13 protein-coding genes are annotated in these 17,361 nt (G+C 65.3%); 4 read left to right on the forward strand and 9 right to left on the reverse strand.

The window, feature by feature from the left end; genetic code table 11:
- Positions 1-3: 3 nt before the first annotated feature.
- The 3 genes from ABDV78_RS01495 to ABDV78_RS01505 form a co-directional block, all read right to left on the reverse strand.
- Entirely contained in the window at positions 4-3,108 is a 3,105-nt protein-coding gene (locus ABDV78_RS01495; RefSeq protein WP_343525399.1) for an autotransporter domain-containing protein, read from the reverse strand.
- A 264-nt stretch (positions 3,109-3,372) separates the two neighbouring features.
- A complete protein-coding gene (locus ABDV78_RS01500; RefSeq protein WP_343525401.1) occupies positions 3,373-5,904 on the reverse strand; it encodes a CPBP family intramembrane glutamic endopeptidase in 2,532 nt (843 codons plus the stop codon).
- Complete coding sequence (locus ABDV78_RS01505; protein WP_343525402.1) at positions 5,901-6,671, reverse strand: ABC transporter ATP-binding protein; 771 nt, start codon at positions 6,669-6,671, stop codon at positions 5,901-5,903. Before ABDV78_RS01505 ends, ABDV78_RS01500 begins: the two co-directional genes overlap by 4 nt.
- Before the next feature lie 236 nt (positions 6,672-6,907).
- Here ABDV78_RS01505 and ABDV78_RS01510 point away from each other — a divergent pair, with 236 nt between their 5' ends.
- Positions 6,908-7,381, forward strand: a complete 474-nt coding sequence (locus tag ABDV78_RS01510; protein ID WP_343525404.1) for a YaiI/YqxD family protein — start codon at positions 6,908-6,910, stop codon at positions 7,379-7,381.
- Positions 7,382-7,446: 65 nt separating this feature from the next.
- Positions 7,447-8,034, forward strand: a complete 588-nt coding sequence (locus tag ABDV78_RS01515) for an FKBP-type peptidyl-prolyl cis-trans isomerase (RefSeq protein WP_343525405.1) — start codon at positions 7,447-7,449, stop codon at positions 8,032-8,034.
- A 30-nt stretch (positions 8,035-8,064) separates the two neighbouring features.
- Here ABDV78_RS01515 and ABDV78_RS01520 read toward each other — a convergent pair whose 3' ends face one another.
- From ABDV78_RS01520 to ABDV78_RS01545, 6 genes are all read right to left on the reverse strand, one after another.
- A complete protein-coding gene (locus ABDV78_RS01520; RefSeq protein ID WP_343525406.1) occupies positions 8,065-9,480 on the reverse strand; it encodes a trehalose-6-phosphate synthase in 1,416 nt (471 codons plus the stop codon).
- Positions 9,477-11,255 (reverse strand): glycoside hydrolase family 15 protein, encoded by a 1,779-nt coding sequence (locus tag ABDV78_RS01525; RefSeq protein ID WP_343525407.1) that lies wholly within the window; start codon positions 11,253-11,255, stop codon positions 9,477-9,479. Before ABDV78_RS01525 ends, ABDV78_RS01520 begins: the two co-directional genes overlap by 4 nt.
- Positions 11,255-12,001, reverse strand: a complete 747-nt coding sequence (gene otsB, locus ABDV78_RS01530) for a trehalose-phosphatase (protein ID WP_343525408.1) — start codon at positions 11,999-12,001, stop codon at positions 11,255-11,257. The genes ABDV78_RS01525 and otsB overlap by 1 nt, the downstream gene beginning before the upstream one ends.
- Positions 12,002-12,218: 217 nt before the next feature.
- A complete protein-coding gene (locus tag ABDV78_RS01535; RefSeq protein ID WP_343525409.1) occupies positions 12,219-12,368 on the reverse strand; it encodes a hypothetical protein in 150 nt (49 codons plus the stop codon).
- 35 nt (positions 12,369-12,403) lie between these two features.
- Positions 12,404-13,810 (reverse strand): aldehyde dehydrogenase family protein, encoded by a 1,407-nt coding sequence (locus tag ABDV78_RS01540; protein WP_343525411.1) that lies wholly within the window; start codon positions 13,808-13,810, stop codon positions 12,404-12,406.
- Positions 13,811-13,950: 140 nt separating this feature from the next.
- Positions 13,951-15,444, reverse strand: a complete 1,494-nt coding sequence (locus ABDV78_RS01545; RefSeq protein WP_343525412.1) for a PLP-dependent aminotransferase family protein — start codon at positions 15,442-15,444, stop codon at positions 13,951-13,953.
- Between the two features lie 180 nt (positions 15,445-15,624).
- Here ABDV78_RS01545 and ABDV78_RS01550 point away from each other — a divergent pair, with 180 nt between their 5' ends.
- Together ABDV78_RS01550 and ABDV78_RS01555 are read left to right on the forward strand one after the other, a co-directional pair.
- Positions 15,625-16,131, forward strand: coding sequence for an antibiotic biosynthesis monooxygenase (locus ABDV78_RS01550; RefSeq protein WP_343525413.1), 507 nt, complete (start codon positions 15,625-15,627; stop codon positions 16,129-16,131).
- Positions 16,132-16,307: 176 nt separating this feature from the next.
- Positions 16,308-17,174, forward strand: a complete 867-nt coding sequence (locus tag ABDV78_RS01555) for a cupin domain-containing protein (protein WP_343525414.1) — start codon at positions 16,308-16,310, stop codon at positions 17,172-17,174.
- Positions 17,175-17,361 lie beyond the last annotated feature (187 nt).

Here is a 17,361-nt window from a genome sequence, read left to right on the forward strand (position 1 = left end):
GCCTTACAGCGCGAGGGTCAGGCCCATCTTGCCGACCAAGCCGCTATGGTCCTGTTGCCGTTCCTCGCCCACATCCATGGTAACGGCGAGGTAGTTGCTGCCGCCCTTCAACCGGACATTGCCCAGCCACCCGGCCTTGCGCGCCTCGGGCGTCAGGGTGAAATCGCTGCCTCCGGCAAAGCTCGCCGTCGTCGCGCCCAGATGGCTGTTCAGCAGGGCGCGGTTGCCGCCCTCCACCTCCAGGCGCAGGAACATGCCGTCGACAGGGTCGGGCTTGCGCAGATTATAGCCAAGGGCCAGCGTCGTGTTGACGCCCGTTTCCTCGGCGGTCCGGTCCGCCAGCGTCAGGTCGAAGCCGGTGCCGCCGCCGGTCTCGGCAAAGCCGTTCTCGTTCAGCCGGACATAATCGATCGAGGCCTGGGGCCGCAGATAGAGGCGACCGATATCGAATTGATAGGACAGGCCGGCCGCCGCGTCATAGGTCCGCCCGTGCCACCGCCCATCGGCGGTGCGGGTAAAGCTGGTCGCATTGCTGATCCCGTTGAAGGTCCGGGTGCCGTCGAAGCTGATCGTGCCGATCATGCCCGTCGCGAAGGCGTGCAACCCGCCCCACTGGCCACGCCAGTAGAGCCCCGCCTTATATTCCTGATCGGACAGCGCGTTGGAACTGCCGACCATGTCGTTGATGCCGATCAGATAGGCCAGCGACACGCCGATGCGCCCGAAGCCGCCCAGACCATGCTCGACACCGCCGGTCAGGCCCCAGCCGCTGATGTCATAGCCCGCGCTGCTCCCCATGCCCTTGCGATCGCTCCAGGCGACCTGCTGCAACCAGCCGGCATAGCCATTGTGGCGCAGCGGCGGCATTTCGGGATCGGCAAGGATACGGTTCAGGGCGCGTGACGACAGGCTGACCGAGTCGAAATTGCCCCCGGCGAATTCGGGCAGCATCTGGCGCAGGCCCGCCGTGACCTGGCTTCCATTGCTCCAGGACAGCAAGCTATCGCCGATCGCCGTATCGCCCAGGGCGGCCGCATAGGCCGGATCATAGACGGCGGCGAGCGGTCCGCTCAGCCCCAGTTGCTGGGCACTCTTGCGCGCGACCGTGACGATGACGCCGCTGCCGGTCGCATCGGTGCCGATCGTGCCGGTGAACAGATAGGGCAGGCTGAGATCCGCCAGCGACAGGTTGGACGCGCCGTTCAGCGTGCCTGCGCGCAACACGGTATAGCTGCCCACCGCATTGTTGAGCGAGGTCGCCAGCACGGCGATATCGGCCCCCGCCCCGATCGTCGCGGTGCCGGTGACGTTGAGCAGGCTGGACGTACCCGCCTGGCCGTCCACCGTCACGCCCAGCATGCCGCCGTTCAACGCCAGCGAACCGATGGTGGTGGTGCCCGTGGCGGTCAGCGCCAGTGTGCCGCCATTGACGGTGACGGCTGTGTTGCCCGCATTGGCCAGCCCGCCCTGGAAAGCGGCGCTGCCCGACAGGCTCAGCGTCGCGGCTCCTCCGCCGAAATCGACCATGCCCGTGTAACGGCCCTGGCCGGTCAGCGTCATCGTGCTGGCGCCGCCGCCAAAGGTGACGTTGCCGGCGACCGTGCCCGCGTTGATCGTCAGGCTGTCCGGCCCCGCACCGAACAGGATCGCGCCAGAGATCGATGGTACGATGGAACTGGTCGTGGATGCGTTCTGGACGATCGTGGTGGCCCCCGCATTGGCCGACAGGTCGATGGCGATATCGCTCGCCCCGCCGGTCGCGGTGATGGTCCCGATATTGGTGATGCTGCCCAGCGTGCCCGACAGGTCACGCAGGGCATAGCTGGTCGCGCCGTTGGCGGACCCCGCCGAAATCGTGCCCGTATTGGTCATGGCGCCGACCGACGCACCGGAGTCGATCAGCACGCCGGTGGTCACCTGCCCGGCGCTGCCCGCACCGGCGGCGTTGATCGCGCCGCTATTGTCGAGGCTGGGCGTGGTCGTGCCGCTACCGATCCAGACGGCGGTGGCATTTGCCACATTGGCGGTGGCGGAGACGGTGCCGCGCACGACCATGCCGCCGTTCACTATGGTCGTACCGCCCAGCCCGCCAATCTGCACCGCATTGGCGCTGTTGCCCGCATAGACGCCGTTCCCAGTCGCGGTGCCGTTGATCGCGACGCTATAGCCGCCCGTATCGCCCGTGATCGCCCCGATCGTCGTCGCACCGCTCGCCGAGCCGATCCGAAGCGCAGGCGCGGAACCGTAATTGGTCAACGTCCCCGCGGTCGTCGTGGTGGTCGTGCCGTTGGTGGTCGTGCTGGTCGCCGCGGCGATCGTCACGCCGCCCCCGACATTGCCCGCGATCCACAGCGTGGGACCGCCCAGTTGCAGATTCTGCGCGGTCAGGTTCGCCACATTGGTCGGGGCGGTGATCGCGCTATAGCCGGTGGCGATCATCGTCGCGGTCACGTTCACCGCGCCCGACACCGGCCCGTTGAGCACCGCCGCGCTGCTGTTGGTGCCATAGGCCGAGATCGTCCCGCCCAGCGCGACATCGCCGTTCACCGCGCCGGTCAGCACGCCATAGCTGTTGTCGCCATAGACCGAAATCGTGCCGCTATGCGTCAGTCCGCCATTCAGCGGCCCGCCCAGCGCGATGCCCGCGCTGTTGTTGCCATAGACGCTGATCGTCCCGCTATTGGTGATCGCGCCGTTGAACGCACCCAATGTCTGGATCCCGTATCGCCCCGAGCCTTGCGCATAGGGGCCGTCGAGCACCGTATCGGCATTGGTGTCGGTACGGGCATAGCTTTCGGTCAGGGCGATCGAGCCGGAATTGGTGATGCTGCCCGTCACGCCCGCATTGGCCTGGATGCCGATGCTGTTGTTCACGTCCTTCGCGGTGATCGATCCGGCATTGGACGCGGTGTTGTCGCTGTCGATCGTGACGGCCGACCCGGCACTCCCCAGCGCGATCGAGCCGCCGCTGGCGATCGTCACATTCCCGGCGGTCGAGGTGGCGAGCGGCGTCGTGGTCGAACCGCCGACCGTGGTGTCGGCCAGCGCGGGCGTGGCGACCAGACCGAAGGCGACGGTCGAGAGATAACGGATCGTCCTATGTGCCACAAAAACCCCGACGCTGCGGCGGACGCCCCGCCTGGGAAAGACAAGGAGCCCCGTTGGCGGGCAGCACCTTGCCTTCCTCCTAGGAATTGCGGTCTTTCATGGTCAAATTAAAAGGCCGATATATTTCTCTTATCAATATGAAATCTTGTACATTCCAAATATTACGGAACACATATCCAAATATCATTTATTTTTCATATTGTATCAATATGTCGCAAACCTGTCGCAAATGTTGCAATACTTGGCCAATGCCAAACCGGTAACTCAGACCCAGAGGATCACGACCGCATTATAGGTCATGTGCAACAGGATCGCCGGGGTCAGCCGCTCGGACCGCTTGAAGAGCACGCAATTGGCGACGCCGACCAGCGCGACCGGCAGCCAGGACAACAGGGGATGATAGATGGCGAAAAACGCCGCCGCCCCCAGAACGGCCAGCCAGCCGCCGCCCCATTGCCGGTCGAGGGTTCGGAACAACAGCCCCCGGAACAGATATTCCTCGGCAAAGGGCGCCATGAGGATCGCGATCACCGCATAGGTCGTCGCCATGCCCGGAATGGCATCCATCCGGTTTCGCGCGGTCCGTATCGCCTCGCCCGCCCAGGGGAGCAGCGACACCATCTCTGTATAGAGATGCGCGACCAGCGCCAGCGCCAGCCCGCCACCGATTCCCGCCGCCAGCCACGCCATGTCGCGGCGATCGCGCGCGACATAGCGGCCGAACCAGGACCCGCCCGCCGACGGATCCTCCCTCCAGCACCAGATCGCCGCCGGGCTGACGCCGCGCCGATTCAGGAAGACTCCCATGCCGATCGCCACCGTCAGCGCGCACAGGGCGTAACCGCCCCCCTGCACCGCCACCGCGCTTGTTCTCCCCACCGCAAAGCCGATGGCGGTGACGACCGCCACGCATTCGATCAGGATGCTGATCGCGACCATCGCGTGCATCAGGGTCGGCGGTGGCGGCAGCCGTTCGGACCAGGGATCGTAGAGATAGGGCAGCCGCGCGCGCAGATTTTCCCACATCGCCGCCGCCGTGATCCACGAATAGACGATGCCGACGATCACCAGATGCCATTGCTGGGTCACCACACCGATCGCGAAGGTCAGCATGCCGAGCTGCGCCGCCCAGACCCGACCGCGCGAAATCTTCTGCGGCTCGCCCGATTCCGATACGATCGCGACCAGCGTCACCGCCTTTTCGGCCATGGTCCGCGCGAACAGGAACCAGGCGACACCCAACAGCGCGATCTTCCAGGCCTGATGCGGGAAGATCCAGCCTGCCAGCAGCAGTACAAGGCCGACCAGCGCGCTGGCGATCATCGACCATAGCCACGCCTTGGCCTTCAGCATCGCCTCCAGCCCGCGTGGCCAGGTCATCGCGATCCACAGCGCCGATCCTTCGGAGGTCAGCGACTTTGGCCCCAGGATCCACAGGAAATAGGTCCCGAAGAAGATGCCCGCCGCGCACAGATAATTCCAGGAATCCGCCGCATGCGCGATGAGGCGATGGAAATTGACCAGTTGGACGCCCGCCACCGTGACCGGGATCAGGATGACCTGGACCAGCGCGCTGCGATCGCGGACGAACCAGAGATATTCCTTGCGGAACAGCGGGTCACGACCGAAGCGCCCGGCCTTGCCGGATCGGACGACCACGCTGTCCGAGGCGAAGGCGCCGCTCAGCCCCTGGCGCACCGACCATGCGCTGAATGCGACCGACGCCGCGATCACGACCGCGCCGAACCCGATACAGGCGGCGACTCCGCGCAGCAGGGAGAAACCGCCCGCCTCGTCCATGCCCAGAAACAGGCGCAACACCGGCCAGGTCCAGCCGCCGTCCCCGATCCACCCCACGACGCCATGCGCGATGCCGGGCATCACGCGCAGGGCGAAGAACATCGAGATCATCGAGGCATAGCCGAACCAGCCCATGATCCCGATCGCCGCGCCCCGGCTGCGCAAGGGCAATCGCAGCATCGCTCCGATCTCCAGCGCCTTGCCAAGACAGGCCGCCGCGACCGTCAGGGGGATGCCGATCAGCACGGCGGCAACCAGCCCGACCGCCGGTCCCTGGGTGACGCCATAGAGAATGCCGGGAAACACCGGCGCCGCCCAATAGCTCGGATTCGCGGCGATCGGGGCCAGCATCTCGGCGAAGAACACCGCCCCCGCGCCGACCGGATGGCTCAGCAGCCATTCCCACATCGGATGCCGCCGACGCTGCAGATCGAGTTCCAGCCCCTCGCCCTGACAGACCATCATCGCGAACCACCAGATCAGGATGAGCGAGCCGAGCAGGGTCGCCGCGGGTGCCGACCGGGCGAGCGCGGACAGACCCGGTGCCGCCACGTCGCGCGGGATCAGGTGCCGGTTGCCCGACGACGCCACCAGGTCGCGCAATCGCGCCTCGATCGCATCCTCGTCGCCGCCATCGGCCTCCGCGCTGCGCTCCGCCTCGGATCGATAGCTTTCGTCGCTCGGCGGCCGCTCGCTTTCCGGCCCCGCCTCAAAATAGAACCATGCGCGCACGGGCATCAGCCCCTGGCGCTGGACATGCGCGACCTGCGCCGATTCGACCGCCATCATCACCGTGAAGGCGGCCATGCCATGGATGAGCGCCATGACGGCCAGCGAGACGATCACGCCGATCGATCCCCAATCCATCGCCCAGCGGGGGCGCCGGCTGTTGAGCATTTGCTGTTGCCGCGCCTGGCGGCCACGCGATCGCCGCCGCGCCGTGGTCAGGAGCAGCCAGACCGTCCGCCAGAAACCCGGCGCCTCCACCCCCGTCACAGCGCCCCCGGCCGTGCCGTGAGCTTCAGGAACAGCGACTCCAGATCCTCCTCGCCATGATCCGACTTCAGCGCGTCGAGCGATCCGCTCGCGATCAGCGCGCCCTCGCCCATGATCACGGCATGGCTGCACAGGCGGGCGACATGGTCCATCAAATGGGTGGAAAAGACGATGGTCGTGCCGCTCGCCGCGGTCTCGAAGATCAGGTCATAGAACAAATGGGTGGATTCGACGTCCAGCCCGTTGGTCGGCTCGTCCAGGACCAGCAAGCGCGGCCGGTGAAGCATCGCGAGCAGGAGCCCCAGCTTTTTCTTCATGCCGCGCGAATAATCCTCGGCATAATTGTCCAGTTCGCCCGCCAGCCGGAGGCGCTGCGCCACCGGCATGATCGCCGCCATCGCGTCATCGGTGTCGAGCCCGTGCATCCCGGCGCTCAATTCCAGCAATTCGCGCGCGGAGAGATAGGAATAGAAGACCGGCTCGTCGGGGAGGAAACCGATCACCCGCTTGACCGCCACCCGATCCTCGAACGCATCGAGCCCGCCGACCCGCAATCGCCCCGAGCTCGCCTTCAATATGCCCATCAACAGGCGGAACAGCGTCGTCTTGCCCGCTCCGTTCGCCCCCAGCAGCCCGCATATCTGCCCCTGGGGGATGTCGAAGGAAACATCGTTCAGCGCGACCTTTTCACCAAATGTCTTGGTGACATGCTCGATCGTGACGATATTTTCACGATAGAGCATGTCGCGGGCCTGACCATATGCCATTCAAACCATCCCTCACCTGCCCTGATCGCACCGGGCATCCCCACCTCATCTTAAGCGAAGCGAATCGTTATTGGAAAGGGAGGAGCGAAGTCTTTTACAGAACCGTATCAGACGCCTCTCGTCCTACTCGTCTTCCCGACGACAGGATCGATCGCGGCGCGCGCGCGACCGTTGGATAGCGCCTGTCTCCCGGTCCGAGATTGCCGCCGGGCCAAAGCCTGTGGCATCGTCCGGCCGTGGAGCAACGACCGCATATCCTTGTCGACGCCGATGCCTGCCCCGTGAAGGAGGAGATTTATCGCGTCGCCTTCCGGCTGGAGGTGCCGGTGACGGTGGTGAGCAACACGCACCTGCGCGTCCCGCAGCATCCACTGGTCGCACGCATCGTCGTCGGTGCGGGGTTCGACGCCGCCGACGACTGGATCGCCGAACATGCGGGTGGGGCAACGGTGGTGGTCACGGCGGACATCCTGCTCGCCGACCGATGCCTGAAGGTGGGTGCGGCCGTGGTCGCCCCGAATGGCAGGCCGTTCACGACCAGCTCGATCGGCAATGCCATCGCGGTACGCGCGATCATGAGCGATCTGCGCGCGGGCGGCGAGCGCATCGGCGGCCCTCCGCCCTTCGGCAAGGAGGACCGTTCCCGCTTCCTGTCCGCGCTGGACAACGCGCTGATGGCGATGATCCGAAAGGCGCGACACGCCCCCTGATGCCCGTCCGCCGTTCCGCCACCCCGGCTTGATCTGGCGGTCGAAGGCCGACTACGGGATGGGCCATGACCATGTCCTTGCATGCCCTGCCCATTCGGATCGCGGCGACCCTGACCCTGCTGGCGGCGTTGCCGCTGGCGGACGCGGCGGCCCAGGTGAAAAAGCCGGAGCGTGCCGCTCCAACAAGGCCGGTGGCGGCGGACGGTGGCATCATCCCCCTGCCGCTGACCCCGATCGTGCCCGCGACGCAACGATCCTGTGCGGCCCGGACGCCATCGGGGCTGGGCTATACGATATTACGGCCTTCGACCGAGCCCAAGCCGGCGGCCGATGCGACCGCACTGGTCAACTATATCGGCTATCTGCAGGCGACGGGGGCGGTCTTTGACCAGACCATGCAGTCGGTGATGCCGGTCGGCGAGGTCATTCCCGGCTTCTCCCAGGGGTTGCAGATGGTCGGCCGGGGCGGCGTGATACGGCTCTGCGTACCGGCGGCGCTGGGCTATGGAGCGCAGGCCTCCGGCCCGATCCCCGCCAATGCGGACCTCATATTCCAGGTCGAACTGATGGACTTCAAGACCGCCGCCGAGATCGCCGAAATGCGCAAGGCGGCGGCGGCGAATGCCGGGACACCCGGCTCTCCGCCCCAATAACTCGCGATCACGCGCCCCGAGGCGGCAGCGTCATGATGCTGCCGCCTCGATCGCCTTGGCCTCTTCCTTCGCCTGATCGCCCCGCAGCGCGGACAGGAACAGTTCGCACCACCAGAACACATCCTCGCGCCGGACATTGGCGACCAGGCTTTCCCAGCGCCGGATACGCTCGTCGCGCGGCATGGTCAGCGCCTGGACGATGGCGTCGGACATCTCCTCGGCGCTGTACGGATTGATGAGGACGGCGTCCTTCAGTTGTTCGGCGGCGCCCGCGAAGCGCGACAGGATCAGCACGCCGGGATCCTCCGGGTCCTGGGCCGCGACATATTCCTTGGCGACCAGGTTCATGCCGTCGCGCAAGGGCGTGACCAGCCCGATCCGCGCCGCGCGGTAGATGCCCGCCAGCACCGGCCGCGGAAACCCCTTGTTGACGTAGCGGATCGGCACCCAGTCGATATCGGCATATTCGCCGTTGATCCGCCCCGACAGCGAGTCCAGCGTCGCGCGGATTTCCTGATAGGTGTTCACCTTCTCACGGCTGGGCGGCGCGATCTGGAGCATATAGACCAGCGCCCGCCGTTCCGGGTTCTGCGCCAAGAAGCGCTCATAGCCCAGGAAGCGCTCGGCCAGGCCCTTGGAATAATCCAGCCGGTCGACGCCGACGATCAGGCTGCGGCCCGTCGCCGACATATACATGCGTTCGCGCGCGAAACGGGCGTCGTGCCCGGCAGCGGCTTCCTCGAACTCCCTGGTTTCGATGCCGATGGGCGCGCGGATCGCCTGGATCGTGCGACCGTTCCACGTCACCGCGCCATTCTCGCCCAGCGTGCCGCCCAGCTCCTTGGTCACATAATCGCGGAAGCTGTCGAGCCAGTCCTCGGTATGAAAACCGACCACGTCATAGGCGAACAGCGACTCCACCAGCTTGCGATGGCTGGGCAGCGACATCAGCAGCCGGACCGGAGGCCAGGGGATGTGCAGGAAGAAGCCGATCCGGTTCTTGAACCCCCGCTTGCGCAGGTCGCGGCCCAGCGGGATCAGGTGATAGTCATGGACCCAGACCAGATCATCGGGTTCGATCAGCGGCTGTACCGTCTCGGCGAAGCGTTCGTTGACACGGGCATAGCCGGAATCGAAATCCCGCTCGAATTCTGTCAGGTCGATCCGATAGTGGAAGAGCGGCCACAGCGTCCGGTTGGCGTAGCCGTTATAATATTCGTCGATATCCTGCTCTTCCAGGTCGATCGTCGCGGTGGTGACGCCGCCGCCCTGCTGGAAGTTGATATGGCCGCTGAACTCCTCGGTGGTCTCCCCCGACCAGCCGAACCAGATGCCGCCCTGTTCGCGAAGCGCGGCGAGGAGTGCGACCGCCAGCCCGCCCTGATTTCCGCCCGGCCCGGTGGTGGGCGGCTGGACCCGGTTCGAGATGACGATCAGGCGACTCATCGCACGGCACTCCATGGTTTACTCAGCAGGACGGCGCAGTTGATCAGGCCGACCAGCGAATAGGTTTGCGGATAATTCCCCCACAGCTCGCCCGTATTCGGGTCGATATCCTCGGACAGAAGCCCGGCGGGGGTGCAGCGCGCCACCATCTCCTCAAACAGCGCGCGGGCGTCGTCATGACGGCCCGTCACATATAACGCTTCGATCAGCCAGAAGGTGCAAACGTTGAAAGCGGTGTGCGGCAGGCCGAAATCATCCTCGGTCGCATAGCGCAGCATATGGCTGCCCCGGCGCAGGCCCTTTTCCACCGCGTCGAGCGTCGAGCGGAAACGGGGATCGTCAGGCGACAGGAAGCGCAGGTCGAGCAACTGGATGATGCTGGCGTCCAGATCGTCGCCGCCGAACGTGGCCGACATGCGCTGCGTCTCCTCGCGCCAGGCGGCCTGCTCGATCGTCTCACGCATCAGGTCGGCGCGCTCCTGCCAGAAGGTGCGGCGCTCCTCCAGTCCCAGCGCCTGCGCGGCATTGGCGAGCCGGTCGCACGCCGCCCAGCACATCGCGGCGGAATAGGTGTGGACATGGCTCTTGGTGCGGAGTTCCCACAGCCCCGCATCGGGCTGGTCATATTTGGCCCAGGCGCGCTCGCCGACCCGTTCGAGCGAGTGGAAATCCTCGATACCCGACATGCGGAACAGCCGTGTGTCGAAAAAGGCCTGCACGTCGGACAGCACGATCTGGCCGTAAGCGTCGTGCTGGATCTGCTCATAGGCCTGGTTGCCGACGCGGACCGGCCCCATGGCGCGATAGCCGGGCAGCTTCTCCTCGATGCGCTCGACCAGCGTAGCCTCCCCGCCGACGCCGTAGAGCGGCTGGATATGCCCGCCCTTGGCCGCATCCACGATATTGCGGAGATATTCGAGATACCCCTCCAGCACGTCGAGCGCGCCCAGCCGGTTGAGCGCCTGCACCGTGTAATAGGCGTCGCGAATCCAGCAGTAGCGATAGTCCCAGTTGCGCCCCGAATCGGCATGTTCGGGCAGCGAGGTGGTCAGCGCCGCGACGATCGCGCCGGTTTCCTCATGCTGGCACAGCTTCAGCGTGATCGCAGCGCGGATGACGACCGCCTGCCATTCGACCGGGGTGGCGAGCCCGCGCACCCAATGGTGCCATTCATGGGTGGTACGCTCCAGCATGGCGCGGCTGGCCTCGCTCAGCACGCCCGCGAAGCTCTCGTCCGGCCCCAGGAACATGTGGATCGGCCGTTCGAGGCGGAACCATTGTTCGGCCGCGATATGGCCGACCGGCGCGTCGGTGGTCAGGCGCAGCGTCTGCTGCGTCATCAGATAGCGGATATGGTTGGACCCCTGGGTCCGCTCGGTCGGGCTGCCCCAGTCGGTCGCGACCCGCAAGCAGATGCGGATGCGGGGGGACCCGATGGGGCGGACGATCCGCACATAGCTGGTCGGGCGATAGACGCGCCCCTCGCGCGAGAAGCGCGGGCAGAAATCGGTGATCTCGATGCCGTTGCCGCGATCGTCCATATGCGTGGTGACCAGGATCGGCGTGTTGCGCAGATAGCCCTGCGTGGTCGAGATCCGGTCCTCCAGATCGATCGCCCAATATCCCGTCTCCGGTTCGCCATCGCCCAGCAGCGCGCAAAAGGCCGGATCGCCATCGACACGCGGCACGCAGCCCCAGACGAAACGGCCCGCCGAGTCGACCAGCGCCGAAACCTGGCAATTGCCGATCGGCCAGAGATTCATGTCCTGTTGCATTACTCGGCATTCTCCAGCGCTTGGGCGAGCCATTCATGGACGGCGGCGACATCGGGCAGGCGATAGCGGGCAGCGGTCGCGCGCATCGGGCCGACCAGCACGCCCGCGCCGCCAAGCGCCGCCGCCGCGACGAAACCGTCCTCGTCGGTGACGTCGTCGCCGAAGAAGATCGGGACGGTCCCGCGCATCGCCGGGGTTTCCATCAACGTCTCGATCGCCTGGCCCTTGTCACCGGGCAGGCGGACCTCGACCATCATCTTGCCGGGTTGCAGGGTCAGGCCATGACGCTCGGCAATGGCGGCGGCTTCGCGCAGGGCCAGTTGCTCCGCATCCGGGTTCCGGCGGTAATGCAGTCCAGCGCCAAAGCTCTTGGTTTCGAAATAGAGGTCGTTGGCTTCCGCGACGGCGCGCATCTCCTGGGTCGCGGTCGCCAGATGATCGGGCGTTTCGGGCTGGCTGTGGCCATTCTCGGGGCTGCGGCGTTCGGCGCCGTGGCTGCCCGCCAGCGTGAGATGCTCGGCCTGTGGACCGAACAGCGCGTCGAGCTGCGCGATCGAGCGGCCGCTGACGATGGCGAGACGGCCGGGCATATGCGCCGCGAGCGCGTCCAGCCGATCGGCCAGCGCGCGGCTGACGTGCACGGCTTCGGGACTGTCGGCCAGTTCGACCAGCGTGCCGTCGAAATCGAGAAACAGGCTGTCGAGGGTGGACAGGCGCGGCGGCGGTGGAGCGAGGTCGACGGGCATGGGCGAAAGCATAGCGGATGCGGTCATGCCGAGTGAACCCATCCCCGCCGCTCACGTTCCGCTGCGCTAGCGAAATGATTGCGGTCCGACCTGATCGATCAGGTCCATCGGGGGCGGATCATCCGAAGGATCGCGCCCTCACGACGTCGCGGAGGCCGTTGAACACCAACGGCAGATTCCGGCATGTCGCCGACGCCCATCCCGCCATGGCATCCGACTATCCGTGGGTACGGATGACCGCGACCTCCTCCTTCACCTGTTTGCCGAACACGGGATCGTCCCATTCAAAAGACGTCCACTGATCGGGATTGTCGTTACGGCTGCCGGTCTCGATCCCGATCGCGACCTGTGCCACATTCTGGATCATCAGATATCTCCTGCGGAAGGTCGCGTCGGCGCCGGTCAGCCCTTTGCTTCATTGATGACGTGAAGCTGCGTGAACTCGTGGAATCCCTCCTCGGCGAATTCGACGCCAAGGCCCGATTGCTTCGCGCCGCCGAACGGAATGGTGGGGCCGAAATCGAGATGCTTGTTGATCCAGACCGTGCCCGCCTCCATGCGCATGGCCAGGTCATGCGCCGCATCGCGGTCCGACGACCAGATCGAGCCGCCCAGCCCCATGTCCGATGCATTGGCACGCGCCAGCGCCTCTTCGGGATCGTCATAACGGATGACGGGAAGCACGGGACCGAACTGTTCCTCGTCCACCAGCCGCGTACCGTCGCGGATGTCGCGCACGATGGTCGGCCGGATGAAATAGCCGGGCCGGTCCAGCACTTCGCCCCCGGCGATGATCGTGCCGTCCGCACGCGCCGTCTCGATGAGCGCCTTCACCTTGTCATATTGCGCCCTGTTCTGGAGCGGCCCGATCTGGGCCCCCTGCATCAGCCCGTCATCGACGATCGCCTCTTCGGCGATCCGGGCCAGTTCCGTGCAGAGCGCGTCATAGATATCGGCATGGGCATAGACCCGCTTGATCGCGATGCAGACCTGTCCGGCGTTCAGGAACGCGCCGCCGAAGATGCCCGTCGCGGCCTTCACCGGATCGGCATCGGGCAGGACGATCGCCGCGTCGTTGCCCCCCAGTTCCAGGGTAAGGCGCTTGATCGACGCCGCTGCGCTTTCCATCACCTTGCGTCCGGTCGCGGTCGATCCGGTGAAGCTGATCTTCGCGATATCGGGATGCGTCGTCAGGCGGGTACCCAGATCATTCTGGTCGGTGATGATGTTGACCACGCCGGGCGGGAAGATCCCCGCCATCATCTCGCCGATGCGCAGCGTCGACAGGGGCGTCGTGGGTGCCGGCTTGATGACCAGCGTATTGCCCGCCAGCAGCGCGAGGGGCAGCTTGAAGGCGACGATCAGCACCGGGAAGTTCCAGGGGATGATCGCGCCGACCACGCCCAGCGGGCGACGATGCCGCTCGACCCGACGACTCTCAGTGTCCTCCAGCATCCCGACCGGCAGATCATGGCTCGCGAGCTGGCGGATGAAGGCGATGCTATAGGCGATCTCGGCCGTGGCCTCGCTCAACGGCTTGCCTTGTTCCTGGGTGAGCAGGCGCGCCAGGCTCTCCGCATGCACCTCCATGGCATCGGCAAGATCGAGGATCAGCGCGCGGCGCTCCGCGATCGGCGTCCGCGCCCAGGCGGGAAAGGCCTGCTTCGCCGCCGCGACCGCTTCGTCCAGTTGCGCAGCCGAGGCGCGCGGGCACGAGGCCAGAACCTCCTCGGTCGCGGGGTTGATGACCTCCATCGTCTCCGCGCCATCGACCAATCGACCGCCGATCAGAAGCCGGTAACCGGACATATCCCATCCTCCTGTGTTGTCCCCGACCGCCCTTCGCCATCGGGGCGAACGGGAATGCCGATGATTTTCAGGAAGGTTAGAAAGCTTTCGGCCCAGCCCCTAGAGCCAAATCCGGGGTTAATGGTGGTGCCAGTTCGCGCCTATTTCCGCTGGCCGACCACCGTGGCCACCCGGGCAAAGGCTTCGCGGATCGCCTCTTCCGTCAGCCCGGTATAGCCGAGCACCAGCGAGCGTTCGCGGAAACGGCCGGGATTACCATATTCCTGCGTCGCGGCGCCCGCGAAGGGATACAGGCCGACACCGCAGTTGAGGGCGATCCGCTGCATGTCATTCGCCGAGGGGAGATCGGGCGGAAGCGTCCACATCATATGCATCCCGCATTCCCGCCCCAGTAGCGCGCCGCCGGGGAAATGCTCTTCGATCGATCGGATCACCTGGTCGCGCGCGCCCATATAGGATCGGCGGATGCGTCGCAGGTGGCGGAGAAAGGCACCTTCCTTCAGGAAATCGGCGATCACCGCCTGTTCCAGCCATGGTGCGCCATGGTCGGTCAATGTCTTCACCAATCGCGCCTGGTCGAGAAGATGGCGCGGCATGACCGCATAGCCCACTCTCAGCCCCGCGCCGATCGATTTGGAGAAGGTGCCGAGATAGATGACGTGCCCCCGGCGATCCAGTCCGGCCAGCGCGGTCAGCGGGGGTCCGTCATAACGGAAGTCGCTGTCATAATCGTCCTCGATGACATAGCTGCCGGTCTGATAGGCCCAGTCGAGTAGGTGCAGCCGGCGGTCGAGGCTGAGCGTGCAGCCGGTCGGAAACTGGTGGGACGGCGTCACATAGACGAGATTGCCCATGAAGCTTTCGAGTTGCGGCACGACGATGCCCTGTTCGTCGACGTCGATCGGACGGACGCTGGCCCCATAGCTGCCGAAGAGAAAGGCCGCGCCCTGGTAACAGGGATTCTCGACCGCCACGCTCGCCTTTGAACGGTCGGTGATGAAGATGCGGGCGAGCAGGTTGAGCGCCCCCTGGATGCCGGACGTGACCATGATCTGATCGGCGCTGGCCTCGATCCCGCGCGTTTCGCCCAGATGCGCCGCGATCGCCTCGCGCAGCGCCGCCAGTCCACGCGGGTCGCTATATTCGGTCTGGATGCCATGAGCATAGGCCAGGTGGCGCGCGATCGTGCGTCGCCAGAAACTGGTCGGGAAGCTGTCGGGGCGCGGACGTCCGACGAAGAAATCGAACTGCGGCCGTGAGCGCTTTTCGTGCCAGAGCCGGGGCGCACGCCCGGAAAAGCTGGGATTCTTGCCCAGACGGAGGCGACTGCGGCTCGGCTGGATCGACGAATGACCATTGCGCAGCAGGACGGTCGCATCGGGCAGCCGGTCATTGACGAAGATTCCTGCCTTGGCCCGCGAGGAGATATAGTCCTCGGCGGCGAGGCGTTCATAGGCCAGCGTCACGGTGTTGCGGGCGATGCCGAGCTGATCCGACATGCTGCGCGTCGAGGGCAGCCGCTTGCCGGCGGCCAAGGTGCCTCGCAGGATCTGATCGCGCACCGCCTCATAGATCTGCACCTGCAACGATCGTTCGTCGTCGCGGTCGATACGGATGATCAGGTTCATCGTCATCGTCAGGCTTGCCTTCGCTACACCAGCCGAACCGATCCTATCGCACGGTCCGGCCAATAATAGAGCCATCGGCATCTGGAACCATCATCTTCCGCTATACTGGCCCTACCGACTGGCCATGCCGATCTTCATCCTGACCGCACAGCTTATTGGGCTGGACTCATTGGAGCGGAGGACCCCATGTCGATCTATCTCAGTATGCAGCGCGTGCGCTTTTCCAGCCCGGACGGATACGAGAAGTTCAAGATCATTTTCGCCGATACGCGCAATCACTTGATGAAGCTGCCGGGTTTCCTCCACCTGACCTGGTGGGTCCACCCAGAAGACCCGACCTGGTTCAACGAAGTCAGCTTCTGGGTGAACCGCGCGGCGCTCAAGGACTGGCACATGGCGACCTACCACAAGCACGCCAAGGAATGGGCGGCGCGTGGTGCCATCATGGAAGACATCATCACCAATTTCGAACTGACCAACACGCGCCTTCTTCGCGTGTGCCCCTGTTGCGGGCTGGTCGAGGACAAGGCATTCGAACTGCAGGAAGAGCAGAAGGTTCTCGCCGAACCCTGCCCGCAGTGCAATTTCAACTTCCCCGTCATGCCGAACACGCCCAGCAGCTTTGCTGTGTTCAAGGACGTGCCGCTGCTCGCGGAAACCATCGCGCTGACCGCCCCGACCGTGGAGGCGTGAACGGGTGGGCAGGACGGCGAAGCACCCGTCATCTGGCCCCATCGAAAAGACCAGGGATGGCGCTAGGCCGTTGGGCGTGATGCCCTGATAGTGAAGTCTGGTCGACGCTCGGGGGGAACCGAATGGTTTTCGCGATCGGCCGGTTACGGTTCAATCTCGTTCAAGGGAGATTTGGCATGGCAACGCAGTTGGCGCCTCAAGTGCAGGAACTGCCGCGTTACGCGGTTCATGGCGGCGTGCAGAACGAACCCAATGAGAAATGGACGCCTTTCGAATGGGTCGAACCCCGCTTCGGCGTGCAGGTGCACGGCGAATATGTGGTGGCCCGCCCCGAAGGCACGTCGGGTTCGCTCTCGGCCGGGTTCTGGCGCACCGGACCGACCGCACCGGGCGCTGCGGCGGATGGTTCGCATACCCTCGTCTATTCCTCGCCATTGGGCGACGAGGTCGCCTGCGTGATCGACGGTACGGCCGTGCTGACCGTCATCTCCACCGGCAAGCGCTACAAGGTCGGACCCGGTTCGATCATCAACTCGCCCAAGGGGCTCGAGGTGCAATGGGAGATCGAGGGACCGTCGTTCAAGAAATGGTGGTGCATCTGGAACGGCAGCGAACCGACGGACAACCCGCCGCAGGATCTGCTGATCGCGCACACCAGCGACAATCCCGCCGATTGGCTGGAATATCATTTCGTCGAACCGGCCGAGGGGCCGCTGGTCGCGGGCGAACTCTATTTCCTGCGCCCGGGTGGTTCGACGGGCACGATGATGAGCGGCGTGTGGCGCTCGGGCAAGGGCATCGCCGGGAGCGATGTCGACGAAAAGGGTGCGCTCAAAACCCCCTATACCGGCGTGCTGGGTGACGAAACCATCCTGCTGCTCGAAGGCGAGGTGGAGGTGGTGGAAACCGACACCGGCAAGGTCCACAACTTCAAGGCGGGCGATACGATCGGCCTGTCTTCCGGCATGCACATCACATGGACGTCCAAGGGCCCCTTCTCGAAGAAGCTGTGGGTCATCACGCGGGACGTGCTGCCCGAATAATGCCGGGATCGCGGTGACGGGTGGCGGCTCCCCCCCAGGGGCCGCCACTCCGGTCCGACTGACTCCGTCCGCAGGGACGTCCCCTTCATCCCTGATCCAAGCCGCCGTCACCCGCCCGGCGAAGCGGCATCGTCCAGAATAGTGGCGGGAAAACCGAGAGACCGCACCAATGCGGCATGATCGTGGA

The organism is Sphingomonas sp. (assembly GCF_039594485.1).
Taxonomy (GTDB): domain Bacteria; phylum Pseudomonadota; class Alphaproteobacteria; order Sphingomonadales; family Sphingomonadaceae; genus Sphingomonas.